The sequence below is a fragment of the Nocardia brasiliensis genome (genome assembly GCF_042691675.1).
GTDB lineage: Bacteria > Actinomycetota > Actinomycetes > Mycobacteriales > Mycobacteriaceae > Nocardia > Nocardia brasiliensis_D.
Genome location: NZ_CP170507.1, coordinates 2195367 through 2208557, shown reverse-complemented (window position 1 = coordinate 2208557; position 13191 = coordinate 2195367). Strand labels below are relative to the sequence as shown.

Below are 13191 nucleotides of genomic sequence, written 5' to 3'. Positions count from 1 at the left end.
CTCGCTTGCGCTGGGCATGTGATGGGAGATCAACTGTGACAACCGAATTGGTAGCGAAGCTGGCCGAGGAAGAGCTGCGGGCCATTGCCGAGAAGGGCGCCGCCGACCTCGGTCCCGAGGCGTCCGCGCTCGACCTGCTGCGGTGGACCGAGGAAAACTTCGGCTCGGGCTACATCGTCGCCTCGAACATGCAGGACGGCGTGCTGGTCCACCTGGCCGCGCAGGTCCGCGCTGGGGTGGACGTGCTGTTCCTGGATACCGGCTACCACTTCGCCGAGACCATCGGCACCCGGGACGCCGTCGAGGCGGTGTACGGGGTGAACGTGGTCAACGTTCGTCCGGAACACACTGTGGCCGAACAGGATCAGTTGCTCGGCAAGGACCTGTTCGGGCGCGATCCCGGCGAGTGCTGCCGGTTGCGCAAGGTGGTCCCGCTGCAGAAGTCGCTGGCCGGATACAACGCCTGGGTCACCGGTATCCGCCGGGTCGAGGCGCCGACGCGGGCCAACGCACCGCTCATCTCGTTCGACGAGGCGTTCGGGCTGGTGAAGATCAATCCGATCGCCGCCTGGTCCGACGACGAGATGCAGGCCTACATCGAACAGCACGGCATCCTCGTCAATCCTCTGGTGGAAGAGGGATATCCGTCCATCGGCTGCGCTCCGTGCACACGGAAGCCGGAGCCGGGTTCCGATCCGCGAAGCGGCCGTTGGGCCGGCCTCGCCAAGACCGAATGCGGGTTGCACACCGCCTGACCGAGTCAGGCCCGACGGAGGCAGCCTGCGTAACCACGGAGGGGCCCTCGGACAGGCAGATTGGATACAGCATGACGGAGACCATTGTGAACGAACTTGTGAGCGAATCCTCCAGCACCACCGAACGCGCCTTCGGCATCAGCGATTTCGACACGCTCGCCGCACTGGAGTCGGAGTCGATCCACATCTTCCGGGAGGTGGCAGGGGAATTCGAGCGGCCGGTGATCCTGTTCTCCGGCGGCAAGGACTCCACCGTGCTGTTGCACCTGGCGCTCAAGGCATTCTGGCCCGCGCCGTTGCCATTCGCGCTGCTGCACGTCGACACGGGGCACAATCTGCCGGAGGTGCTGGAGTTCCGGGACAAGATCGTCGAGCGGTACGGGCTGCGGCTGCACGTCGCCAAGGTCGAGGACTATCTCGCCGACGGCAGGCTCACCGAGCGCCCGGACGGCATCCGCAACCCGCTGCAGACCGTCCCGCTGCTGGACGCGATCAGCGAGCACCGCTTCGACGCGGTGTTCGGCGGCGGCCGACGCGACGAGGAGCGCTCCCGCGCCAAGGAGCGAATCTTCTCGCTGCGCAACGCCTTCGGGCAGTGGGACCCCAAGCGGCAGCGGCCGGAACTGTGGAACCTGTACAACGGGCGGCACGCGCCGGGCGAGCATGTTCGGGTGTTTCCGTTGAGCAACTGGACCGAGCTGGACATCTGGCGCTACATCGCCCGCGAGGACATCGACCTGGCGAGCATCTACTACGCGCATCAGCGTCCGGTGTACCAGCGCGACGGCATGTGGATGACGCCCGGCGTATGGGGTGGTCCACGCGAGGACGAGGTGCTGGAAACGCTGTCGGTGCGTTACCGCACCGTCGGCGACGGATCATCTACCGGCGCAGTGCTTTCCGACGCTGCCGACAACCAGGCGATCCTGGCCGAGGTGGCCGCGTCCCGATTGACCGAACGTGGCGCTACCCGTGGTGACGACCGGGTGTCGGAAGCCGCGATGGAAGACCGCAAGCGAGAGGGTTATTTCTGATATGTCTGCCGAGCGGAGCTTGCGTAGCGAGCCATCAACCGAGCTATTGAGGCTGGCGACCGCCGGTTCTGTCGACGACGGCAAGTCCACTCTGGTCGGCCGCCTGCTCTACGACACGAAATCCGTTCTGGCCGATCAGATCGACGCCGTAACCCGCGCGTCGGTGGACAAAGGGCTTGCCACACCGGACCTTTCGTTGCTCGTGGACGGGCTGCGGGCGGAGCGTGAGCAGGGCATCACCATCGATGTCGCCTACCGGTATTTCGCCACGCCGCGGCGCTCGTTCGTGCTGGCGGATACTCCCGGGCATGTGCAATACACCCGTAATACGGTGTCCGGTGCGTCGACCGCGCAGCTGGTGATCCTGCTTGTCGACGCGCGCAAGGGCGTCATCGAGCAGACCCGCAGGCATGCCGCGGTGCTCGCATTGCTCGGGGTGCCGAAGCTGGTGCTCGCGGTGAACAAGATCGACCTGGTGGATGACGCGGCGACCGTGTTCGCCGACATCTCGGCCGAATTCAACCAGCTCACCCGGACTCTCGGCTGGTCCGACGACGACGTGCTGGAGATTCCGGTCTCCGCACTGCACGGCGACAACATCGCCACTCGCTCCGAGGGCACCCCGTACTACAGCGGTCCCTCGCTGATCGAGCATCTGGAATCGGTGCCGGTCGATGCCGACAGCACCGGCAATCACACACTGGGACTTCGCTTTCCGGTGCAGTATGTGATCCGGCCGCGCACCGCCGAGTATCCCGATTACCGCGGCTACGCCGGTCAGATCGCGGCCGGTGCGGTCGCGCCCGGCGACGAGGTCGTGGTGCTGCCCTCCGGGATTCGCACCACCGTCGAACGGATCGATACGCCGGACGGTGAGCTCGCCGTGGCGCAAACCGGCCGCAGCGTCACCCTGATCCTGGCCGACGACCTCGACATCTCTCGCGGCGACACCATCGCCTCGGTCGCCGACGCCCCCGACCCGATCGACACCTTCGACGCAACCGTCTGCTGGCTCGGCGACAAACCGCTGCGCCCCGGCGCACGCCTGCTGCTCAAGCACGGCACCCGCACCACCCAGGCCATCGTCGGCGGCCTGCTGGAACGCTTCGACGAACAGCGCCTGATCGCCGACCCGAACCCGGACTCGTTGGCCCTCAACGACATCGGCCGCATTTCCGTGCGCGTCGCCGAACCACTCGCAGTCGACGACTACCGAGTCAACCGCCACACCGGCAGCTTCCTGCTCATCGACCCGTCCGGGGGCAACACCCTAGCCGCGGGCCTGGTCGGCGACGTGCTGTCGGCCGTTGAGGTCGGCACCGGAGTCTGAGATGAGGGATCCGGTCGGCAGCGCGACATCGCTGGGCGCCGCGAGGGTGGTGCCGGGGGCGAGTTGGGTGCCGGAGGCGAACGCGATGCCGGACACGGACACGGTGCCAGGCACGGACACGCTGCCGGACACGAACACGCTGCCGGGCACGGACACGCTGCCGGGCACGGACACGCTGCCAGGCACGGACACGCTGCCAGGCACGGACACGCTGCCAGGCACGGACACGCTGCCAGGCACGGGCACGGGCACGGGCACGGGCACGGGCACGGGCACGATGCCCGACACGGACACGGTGCCAGGCACGAGCACGATGCCCGACACGGACACGACGCCGGACGCGAGCACGATCCCGGGCACGAGCACGAGCACGATCCCGGGCACCGACACGATCCCGGACGCGGATGCGATGCCGGGCACGAGCACGATCCCGGGCACCGACACGATCCCGGACGCGGATGCGATGCCGGGCACGAGCACGGTGCGGGTGGCGGTGCCGGACGCGAACAGGGCGCCAGGTGCGAGCACCGCGCCGGACGCGAGCACGATGCCGGGTGCGAATGCGGTGCGGGTGGCGGTGCCGGGCGCGAGGAGGGTGACGGAATCGCACGCCATCGCAGCGACGCCCGCCTTGCATATGGCGGCGATACGGCAAACCGCTGCCGCACTGAGCATTGCGGCCGCGCCGCCCGAAGATGAGGCCGTACTGAGGCGCGGTGCCCCCGCACTGATCGCGGTGGCGCACGGCAGCCGGGATCCGCGGTCCGCCGCGAGGATGTCGGCGGTGGTCGCCGAACTGGCCGCCGCGCGGCCGGGTTTCGACGTGCGGTTGGCGTTTCTCGATCTCAGTGCGCCCTCGGTCGAGCAAGTCGTGGACGCCGTTGCGGCGCAGGGGCATACCCATGCGGTGGTCGCGCCCATGTTGCTGGGCAATGCCTTTCACGCCCGGGTGGATCTACCCGGACTGTTGGCCGCAGCCCACACCCGCCACCCTCAACTACACCTCACCCAGGCCGACGTACTCGGCCCCGATATCCGGCTGATCGCCGCTCTGCGAGATCGAGTCGCAGAAGCCTGCGACTCGATCGCCGCCACGCGGTACCCAGCGAGTGATGCCACACGAGACCCCGCCAGCGAGGCCACCCGAATCGACGCCATGCGCCAACCCCCGGACGGCACAACCCGGGCCGCCGCGAGCGACACCATGCGCCACCCCTCGGACGGCACAACCCGGGCCGCCGCGAGCGACACCATGCGCCACCCCTCGGACGGCACAACCCGGGCCGCCGCGAGCGACGCCATGCGAAATCCGTCGGTCACCGCAATTCAAAACCCCTCGACCGATCACACCCGAGACTCGTCGATCGGCGCAACTCGAAACCCCGCGAGCTCCACCCCTCGAATCGAAATCTCGCGAGACCTATCGCGGACCTGGCCGAATCGTCGCCTCGGTATCGCGGTGGCCGCGGTGGGCTCCTCCTCCCCAGCCGCCAACGCCCGCACGGCCGCGGTGGCCCGCCGTCTCGCCGCCCTTACTGGCCATCTCACCGAGATTTGCTTCGCCACCACCGAACCCACGGTGTCGCAAGCGATTTCCCGCCTGTACGCCCGTGGCGCCGATGAGGCACTCGTCGCACCGTGGTTCCTGGCACCCGGTCTCCTCACCGACCGTCTTGCGACCGCCGCCCCGAACTTGGTGCACGCCAACGTCATCGGCCCGCATTCAGCTCTCACGGAGATTATCTGGGACCGCTACGACGCCGCGGTGGCCAACACCCTCGTAAGGTCGGCCTGACAGACCGCACTTGACGGCGCGCAGCTGTCCCGCGGCTCCCTTGGTCGGCAGGCGTCGGTCATCATGCCTGCGCAAACAATTCCGACTGCAACCGTTGGGATCCGCAGCGGAGATCGGCAGTTGTCTTGTCAGGACACGTGGGCAGCGTCCCGCCTACACGGAACTCAGCTCAGCAACTCGTCGACGATCGCGCGAGCCGTCGCCACGCCCCAGTCGTTGCCCATCTGGCGGGCGCTGTGGGCGGCGGCGATGACGGCGTCCAGTTCGAAGGCGATGATGTCGGCGTTGCGTTCACCGAGGTGTCCTTGTTCCTGAGCGTGGCGGATTTCGTTGGCCACGAAGGTGAGGAAGTCGCGGTGGTGCTCGGCGAGGGCATCGCGGATGGGGCCGGGGCGGCTGTCGAACTCGGCGAGGGTAGCGACCCGGAAGCAGCCGCCGGGAAACGCCGGCTCGGTGACCTGGCCGAACCAGTGCTCGACCAGGGCGCGCAGGCGCGGCATGCCGCTCGGCTCGTCCAGGCTCGGTTTGACGACCGCGTCGACAAAGACCTCCCGCGCCACTTTGACCGCAGCTAGTTGCAAAGCTTCCTTGCTGCCGAACAGAGTCGCGATGCCACTCTTGCTGAGGCCGAGATCGGTGGCCAACCTGCCGATGCTCACCCCCGTCAAGCCCTCGACAGACGCGACATCAGCTGCATGCCTGGCAATCGACGCCCGGGACCGCGCACCCTTGACCAAGCGCTGATCTGCGCCTTGCTGCTGATCAGCATCGCCTGTGGACTCGGACATGTCCCCATTCTTCCACGAACCCCTGCAAATACGAACGGACGGTCGTACTTTAGTGAACGACCGATCGTACATCGTCACGCACCCAGTTAGACCCATGCTCGACGTTCAAACCTGAACTCACTCGCCGAACGGGACGCCCCTGCGACACCGGCCGAGGTACCCGCTTGAAGAACGTCCCCCGAATAGACAACCAGGCGGGCAGTACGAACCGGCGCCCGCAGACCACCGTCACGTCTCCACCGAACGGAACGTAAGTGCGCCATCGCACGGCAGGAGCCTCGATGGTGCCCCGTCCAGCCACCACCACGCCCCTTGGATAGCACTCGAACGGGACATGAGCGCGCCATCGCACGAGAGGAGCCTCGGTGGTGTCCCGTTCGGATACAACCCCACGGCTGGGCAGCGCCCGAGCGGGACATGATGGCGGCATCGCACGAGAGGAGCCTCGGTGGTGTCCCGTTCGGACAACACCACAGGGCGGGACGGACCTCAAACGGGACATGAGCGCGGCATAGCACGAGAAGGGCAACATGCGGGGTCGCACGAAAGGGGCATCCCGCAATGTCCCTTCCGACACCGACCAAGGGGCGGGACGGCGCCCGAGCGGGACATGAACGCGCCACCGCGCAATAAGACCCTCCGTACTGTCCCCTCAGACACCACCACACGGCTGGGCGACGCTCAAGCGGGACATGAACGCGGCATCGCACGAGAGGAGCCTCCGTAGTGCCCCGTTCGGACACCACCACCCGGCAGGACAGCGCACGAGCGGGACATGAGCGCGCCACCGCACGAGAAGGGCCTCCAAGGTGTCCCCTTCGGACACCACCACCGGGCTGGGCGACGCTCGAGCGCGACACGAGCGCGGCATCGCACGACAGGAGCCTCCGTAGTGTCCCGTTCGGACACCACCACCCGGCTGGGCGACGCTCAAGCGGAACATGAACGCGGCATCGCACGACAGGAGCCTCCGTAGTGTCCCGTTCGGACACCACCACCCGGCTGGGCGACGCTCGTGCGGGACATGAGCGCGGCATAGCACGAGTAGGGCAACATGCGGGGTCGCACGACAGGGCATCACGCAATCGCCCCCAGGGCGGGACGGCGCCCGAGCGGGAGACCAGCGCGCCACCGCGCAAGAGGACCCTCCGTACTATCCCCTCGACCACCACCGCCCGGCTGGGCGACGCTCGAACGGGACATGAACGCGGCAAAGCGCGACAGGAGCCCCCGTAACGTCCCGTACGGACACCACCACACGGCTGGATAGCGCACGAGCGGGACATGAACGCGCCACCGCACGAGAATGGCCACCCTAGTGTCCCTTTTGGTCACCACCACACGGCTGGATAGCGCACGAGCGGGACATGAACGCGGCATCGCACGACAGGAACCTCCGTAGTGTCCCGTTCGGACACCACCACCCGGCAGGACAGCGCTCGAACGGGACACGAGGGGCGTCATCGCGCGCGAAGGGCATCCACGGTGTCCCGTTCGGTAATGACCACGGGCCGTCGGCGCTTTGCCGGGATAGTTCCGGCGGCAACCCACTCGGGACCCGCCAACTTCGGCCCTTAGCGAGTGGCACACAGTGGAGGCATTTGCCGAGAACGGCTCACCATGGTGTGCCACTCGACGCTCATCGGGTACGGCGACGGAACGTGGGCGAGGTGGAGCGCTCGGCGCTGATCTCCGTGCAGGTTTACGGGGATGGGGGTTGGTAGGCGTTGATGAGTTCGGTACCGATTCGGGCTAGTTCGGTGCGGACTTCTTGGGGTTCTACGACTTCGATGGAGGCGCCCCAGCCGGCTAGTTGCTGGGCGAGCATCCAGGCGGTGGGGGCGGTGACTTGGACTCGGATGCGGCCGTCGGGGATTGGGCCGTCGACTACGCAGTGCCTGCCTTGTTGGTTGCGGAGGATCGGGAGCAGGCGGTCGGAGATGAGGACGGTGGCCGCGGTGGCGGCGCGGCGTTGCTCCATTTCGTCGACTACCTCGTTCCAGGTGGCGGAAAGGTCGAAATCGGCTGGGCGGTGGGCAGGTTCGTCCGTGAGGAGGGCCTCGGTGATGCGGTCGATGCGGAAGGTCCGCTGGCCGTGGTCGGTTCCGGCGATGAGGTACCAGATGGCGTCCTTGTCGATCAGACCCCACGGGTCGACCAGTCGCTCGGTGCGTTCGCCCTTCTTGCTGGCGTAGTGCAGGCGAACCTTGTTGCGCTGCACCACTGCTCGCTGTAGTAGCTCGACCACCGGTGGTAGCTCTCGGTCGGCCTGACCCCAGCGAGCCGGATCGATCACCACCGCGTCGGCCGCTGCGGCGGCGTCGGTGCGGAAGGGCTGCGGCAAGGCGCGAACCAGTTTGCGCAGTGCTGATTTCACCTCCGGTACCGCGCTCGCCGACGGGCCTGCCAGTAGGAACAACGCCCGCGCCTCGCCTGCCGTCAAACCGGTGAGGTCGGTGCGGGCGCCGCCCACCAGCGACCAACCGCCGCCGCGACCCGGCTGTGGATACACCGGGACGCCCGCCGTCGACAATGCCTCCAGGTCGCGACGCGCGGTGGCCACCGATGTCTCCAGTTCCTCGGCGACTTCGGCGGCGGTCACCCGTCCGCGCGTCTGCATCATCAGCAGGATCGCCACCAATCTGTCCGCTCGCACGCGCACAATTCTGCCCGAAAAAGTGCTCATTCGGTGAGCACTTTAGGTCGGATGATGGTTCTACAAGCAAGAACGAACACGATGAAGGAGACCGAAATGCTGCGAGGAATGGCGACGAGCACGTTCTACGCCGACGACCTGGAAGCCGCGAAGGACTGGTATACCGAGTTCCTCGGCGTCGAGCCCTACTTCCACGTTCCCAATGGCTACTACGAGTTCCGCATCGGCGACTACCTGCACGAATTCGGCATCGTCAACCGCGCCTACGCCCCGGGGGGCGCCCGCAACGCACCCGGCGGCGCCATCGTCAACTGGCACGTCGACGACATCAAGGCGACCTTCGACCGACTGCTCGAACTCGGTGCCAAGGAGTACGACCCGATCACCGAGCGCGGCGAAGGCTCCGGATTCGTGACGGCGTCCGTCATCGACCCCTTCGGCAACGTCCTCGGCATCATGTCGAACCCGCACTACCTCGAGGTGCTGGCGAAGACCGGTCCGGCGTAACCAGGAGCCGTCCACCGAGCGCGGCGCACACCTGCGGCGCGCTCGGTCACTGGGATCTGCGCGGACGGCCGCCGTATCAGGCGGAGGCGCTGCGCGAGCAGCACCGACTTGGGCGGTTTCGGAGCGAGCTCGGCGGCTGCGCAGTGTTGCGGCTGGCGGGGGCGGCATATGATCTGGGCCACATCTACCGTTTGCGTCGTGAACGGCTTCCGGCTTGGAAGGACACCTATGGTCATCCCTGTCCGAGCAGTACCCGGTGCGCGCGGTACAGCGAGTACTCCGGAGATGCTCATCCGCCGCGTCGGGCGCGGGGACGAGCGGGCATTCGCCGAGCTGTACGACATCGTGGCGGGGCCCGTGCTAGGGATTGTTGCGCGGGTGGTACGAGATCATGCCCAAGCCGACGATGTAGCGCGGAACGTGCTGCTTGAGCTCTGGCAGAAGGCGCCGCGGTTCGATGCGCAAAATCATCGAGTGCTGGAGTGGGCGACGATGATTGCGCATCGCCGCGCGGTCGAACACGTGCGCTTCGCTGATGCCGGGGAACGGCAGAATCGCGCGGGGCAATCGGAGTTGCGCTGGTGCTTCGACGAGGTTGTGCAGACCACGTTGGATCGGATCGAGGACGATGCGGTGCGCAGGTCGTTGGGCGAACTCACCGATCTGCAATGCCGATCGCTCATCCTCGCCTACTACGGCGGCTACACCGACCGCGAGATATCCGAGGCACTCGACAAACCGGTCGGGACGATCGAATCCCGGATGCGCGACGGGCTGCTCCGCGTGCGCGACGCCCTGGACCGGCAGCCGTGAACCCCGACATCCACACCCTGACCGGCGCCTTCGTACTGGACGCCCTCGACGACGCCGAACGCGCCGCCTTCGCACGACACCTCGACAATTGCCCTACCTGCCACGCCGAAGTCGCCCGACTGCGCTCAGTCGCCGCCCGCCTCGCAACCGCGGTGGCCCCAGTATCGACGGCTTCGTTAAAGGACCGGGTACTCACCGACCTCAGCACGCGCCGTCAACTCCCCGCTGACACCCTCGGCCAGACCCAGATCATCCCAGCCATAGGCGATCTGGAGCGGACAGCGATTATGCCGCCCCTGGAAGGCTTGACGGACAACGACTTTCCACCGCAACACAAGCGCCGGTGGACCCCGTTCCGGAAGCGCCGCTCGAAGTAAGCCCACCCCGTCCGCCAGCCGCCGACGCCCCAGTAAGCCCCACTGAACGGGACACAGCCGCGTCCTTACTCGGCATTCCGCTCAGCCATGTACCGCTTGGCGCATGGGTTGCGGGCCGTCTCGGGTCGGCATCGACTTCGGCCTGCCTGTTCGGGGTGCCAAGGCCGGGTCAGGGGCGGAACCAGCGCTCCAGGATGGTGGCTACGCCGTCTTCGAGGACGTTGCCGGTTACCTCGTGGGCTAGGTTTCTTACTTCGGCGGGGGCGTTGGCCATGGCTACGGAATGGGCTGCCCAGCGGAGCATTTCGCGGTCGTTGTAGCCGTCACCGATGGCCAGGGTGGCGGAGTGCGGGACGTCGAGGGCTAGGCGGAGGCGTTCGAGGGCCCAGCCCTTGGAGACGCCTTCGCGGGAGACGGTGAGCCAGGGACCGAATTCGCCGTGCACCCAGCTGGCGCCGGGGACTTGCAGCTCGTGCAGCAGGCGCAGCATTTCCGCCAGTGAACCCTGTGGCCACCAGCCGTTGAGCCGGGGGGTCGGCTCGCTGCTCAGCGCGCCGTGGTCGACGAGCAGGTATTCGCCGAGCGAGAACTCCCCCGGGCTGGTGCCGGTGGCCCAATAGCCGATGCCGACCTTCTCCACGGCGAAGATCATCTCCGGGATCAGGGCGCGCAACGCGAGAACCGCAGGCGCGGGGTCGAAATCGTGCACGGTCACCGGTTGCCCCTTGGCCACGTCGACGTGGACCGCGCCGTTGGAGCACAACGCATGCCCTTCGAGCAGGCCCAGTTCGGCCAGCACCGGCCGGGTGGTCAGGACGGTTCGCCCGGTCGTCACGACAACATGCGCGCCCGCCAGCACGGCCGCGCGCACAGCGGCGGCCACGCGCTCGCTGACCGGACTACCGGTGTCGAGCAGCGTTCCGTCCACGTCCAGCGCTATGAGCTGGGGTCCCCCGTTTGCCACCAGCCCATTGTGCCTTGACGCCGCGGTGCCCGTCGGGCGATCACTCACGTCGAGACCTCCACTCGGCCCGATGATTCGGCACCGGCCGTACGGTAATGCCGCAGCCTTACCAGAGCAGCCGCAGGCCGACCAACCTGCGCACCGAGCCACACCACCGCGTTCGCCGTGGCGGCAATGGGCCGACGCGGCACTGCTCCGACTCCCAGCGAATCGCCCTAATGCCCGCCTGCGCCATCTGTGGAACCACCGGTCGAACCACCCGAGGACGTGCCGCCGGAAGTGGAACCGCCGGAGGTCGTATCGCTGGAGGTCGACGTGCTCGCTGTTGTTCCGGAGGTGCTGCCCCCGGTGCCGCTCGACGTGTCGCTGGAAGAGGTTCCGCCGGAGGTGGTTCCGCTCGAGGTGCTTCCGCCGCTGGAAGTACCGGTGGAGCCACCGGCCGTGGTGCCACCGGTGGAAGATTCGCCGGAAGACGTACCGCCGGTGGACTCGCCGGACGATGCGGTACCGCCGGAGGTCGCGCCGCCGGTGCCGGAAGATGTTGTCCCGCTGGCAGCAGTGCCGGAAGTGGCTCCGGTGACTGGTGCTTCCGCGACGCCACCGGCCACCGGGGCGGCACCGGCCTCCGGTATCGAAGGTGCCGGATTGCCCTGGGGCGCAGCGGGTATCGACCCGGGCACTGACGCAGGCGGCGCGGCAGGTGTGCCCGCGATCGGGGCCGCAGGATGGGCAGGTACGCCAGGAACCGCAGGCTGCTTAGGCGACGGCGCGGGTTGGCCGAACGGCAGCGGGTTGACGAAGTAGGCCGGGTCGGCATACGTGGCACCGCGGCCTGACGTGGTGGCTCCGGCGATTCGAGGCCCGTCATTCGAATCGTTGCGGGATTCCGCCACGCTCGGCCCGAGCGGCGTCGAGTGCGCCGCGGGCGTGATGAACAAGCCGTACGCGGAGGGCCTGGCGGTGCCGGAAGCCAGGTTTCGCGATGTCGTCCACCCGGCGGGTGTCGCCACCCAGCCGTCGTGGTGGCCCGCCATGTGGTCCCCGCTCGCGTCGTACAGGAGGGTGTCGCTCGTCGGTGCGTCCAGGCCGGGGTAATGCTCGAGCACCGGTATCGCATCGGGACCCGCCGGGCTACCGAATACGGTCACCGCCGACATGGCGACCGCGGAAACTACGGCGGCACTGGAGAATACGGCTACTCGCGGCGAGTTCCGCCTGCTGTCGGAGGCAGCGAGCGCCATCGTGCGCGCGGCCATGAGCGCGGCACCCGCGGCGACGGTTTGGCCGGGATCTGCCGAAACCACCAGGGGGCGGCCGAGTTCGGCGAGGGTGCGGGCCACCTCGGCGGGCCTGGACGCACCGCCGACCACCAGGATGCGGCTGATGTCCGACAGCGTGAGATCGGCCGATCGGACGGCGGTCCGCACCACCTCGAGTGTGTCGTGCACGTGCGCGGCGCGCAGGCCATCGATGTCGATCATCGACAGCATCGACATCGGTGTCGTCGTGCCGGGCCGGGCGTCGTGGGCGTACCGGGCGATCATCGCGCCCAGCGGCCTGCCGCCGAAGTCGTAGGAGCGCACAGGTTTTCCGACCATCGGATGGTTGTCCCAGTCCGGGCCGACGCGCACGACGGTGACGTCGAGGCTGGTCCCGCCGAGGTCGTAGACCAGCACGAAGCCCGGTTCCAGCGGACCGTGTTCGCGTTCCAGCCATTCCGCGGCGGCCACCGGCTCGGGCACCAACGCGACGTCGCTCGCTCCCGACAGGTCGAGCGCCTGCCGCAGCACGGTCACCTCTTTGTCGGAATACGTTGCGGGATAGGTGGCTACGGCACCGGCCTCGGCCGCCGCGGGCTCGGCTTCGCGCAGCCCGTTCACCACCGCGGCGACGAGGTTGGCGGGCGACCAGATGCGCCCGCCGACGATCATCGACTCCGGATCACGACTCAGGTCGGCGAAATCCGTTACGGCCATGCTGAATTGAGGTATGCCACCGATCCGCAGGCCGCCCGCGCTGTCGAAGGTCACCGCGGTGCGTCGACTGCGCACGACGGGCCGCGTTCGCGTACCGGTCACCGACGCCGTCATAGAGTTCACTGCGCCGATGCTGAAACCCAGACCTGTGGTCATATGCTATCCCGTCAACGTACCGAGACCACGTCCATCACAC

General features: G+C 67.7%; 11 protein-coding genes and 2 pseudogenes. 8 read left to right on the top strand and 5 right to left on the bottom strand.

Annotated features, from left to right (window positions below):
- The first annotated feature begins 35 nt into the window (after positions 1-35).
- From ACFK0J_RS10255 to ACFK0J_RS10245, 3 genes are all read left to right on the top strand, one after another.
- A complete protein-coding gene (locus tag ACFK0J_RS10255; RefSeq protein WP_378738776.1) occupies positions 36-755 on the top strand; it encodes a phosphoadenylyl-sulfate reductase in 720 nt (239 codons plus the stop codon).
- 71 nt (positions 756-826) lie between these two features.
- The gene (gene cysD, locus ACFK0J_RS10250; protein WP_378738774.1) at positions 827-1789 is read left to right on the top strand and encodes a sulfate adenylyltransferase subunit CysD; all 963 of its coding nucleotides are present in this window, start codon (positions 827-829) and stop codon (positions 1787-1789) included.
- 1 nt (position 1790) lies between these two features.
- Entirely contained in the window at positions 1791-3119 is a 1329-nt protein-coding gene (locus ACFK0J_RS10245; protein WP_378738772.1) for a sulfate adenylyltransferase subunit 1, read from the top strand.
- Here ACFK0J_RS10245 and ACFK0J_RS10240 read toward each other — a convergent pair.
- Positions 3060-3734, bottom strand: a complete 675-nt coding sequence (locus ACFK0J_RS10240) for a hypothetical protein (protein ID WP_378738770.1) — start codon at positions 3732-3734, stop codon at positions 3060-3062. The genes ACFK0J_RS10245 and ACFK0J_RS10240 overlap by 60 nt on opposite strands.
- Positions 3735-3786: 52 nt before the next feature.
- Here ACFK0J_RS10240 and ACFK0J_RS10235 point away from each other — a divergent pair.
- Together ACFK0J_RS10235 and ACFK0J_RS10230 are read left to right on the top strand one after the other, a co-directional pair.
- Positions 3787-4194, top strand: a pseudogene (locus ACFK0J_RS10235) (sirohydrochlorin chelatase); the annotation flags it as partial.
- A 369-nt stretch (positions 4195-4563) separates the two neighbouring features.
- Positions 4564-4914: pseudogene (locus ACFK0J_RS10230) on the top strand (CbiX/SirB N-terminal domain-containing protein); the annotation flags it as partial.
- A gap of 164 nt (positions 4915-5078) precedes the next feature.
- On the opposite strand, the gene ACFK0J_RS10225 reads toward ACFK0J_RS10230, so the two are convergent.
- Entirely contained in the window at positions 5079-5702 is a 624-nt protein-coding gene (locus ACFK0J_RS10225; RefSeq protein WP_378738767.1) for a TetR/AcrR family transcriptional regulator, read from the bottom strand.
- Positions 5703-7404: 1702 nt separating this feature from the next.
- Positions 7405-8358: a helix-turn-helix transcriptional regulator gene (locus tag ACFK0J_RS10220; RefSeq protein ID WP_378738765.1), complete on the bottom strand. Its 954-nt coding sequence runs from the start codon at positions 8356-8358 to the stop codon at positions 7405-7407.
- A gap of 96 nt (positions 8359-8454) precedes the next feature.
- Here ACFK0J_RS10220 and ACFK0J_RS10215 point away from each other — a divergent pair, with 96 nt between their 5' ends.
- From ACFK0J_RS10215 to ACFK0J_RS10205, 3 genes are all read left to right on the top strand, one after another.
- Entirely contained in the window at positions 8455-8865 is a 411-nt protein-coding gene (locus tag ACFK0J_RS10215; RefSeq protein ID WP_378738763.1) for a VOC family protein, read from the top strand.
- 228 nt (positions 8866-9093) lie between these two features.
- The gene (locus ACFK0J_RS10210) at positions 9094-9678 is read left to right on the top strand and encodes a sigma-70 family RNA polymerase sigma factor (RefSeq protein ID WP_378738761.1); all 585 of its coding nucleotides are present in this window, start codon (positions 9094-9096) and stop codon (positions 9676-9678) included.
- Positions 9675-10055, top strand: a complete 381-nt coding sequence (locus ACFK0J_RS10205; RefSeq protein ID WP_378738759.1) for a zf-HC2 domain-containing protein — start codon at positions 9675-9677, stop codon at positions 10053-10055. The genes ACFK0J_RS10210 and ACFK0J_RS10205 overlap by 4 nt, the downstream gene beginning before the upstream one ends.
- Positions 10056-10224: 169 nt before the next feature.
- Here the strand turns inward: ACFK0J_RS10205 and ACFK0J_RS10200 are convergent, their stop codons facing one another.
- Together ACFK0J_RS10200 and ACFK0J_RS10195 are read right to left on the bottom strand one after the other, a co-directional pair.
- Positions 10225-11019, bottom strand: coding sequence for an HAD family hydrolase (locus ACFK0J_RS10200; RefSeq protein ID WP_246634441.1), 795 nt, complete (start codon positions 11017-11019; stop codon positions 10225-10227).
- Positions 11020-11234: 215 nt separating this feature from the next.
- Positions 11235-13097, bottom strand: coding sequence for an Hsp70 family protein (locus ACFK0J_RS10195; protein WP_378738757.1), 1863 nt, complete (start codon positions 13095-13097; stop codon positions 11235-11237).
- Positions 13098-13191: the final 94 nt, after the last annotated feature.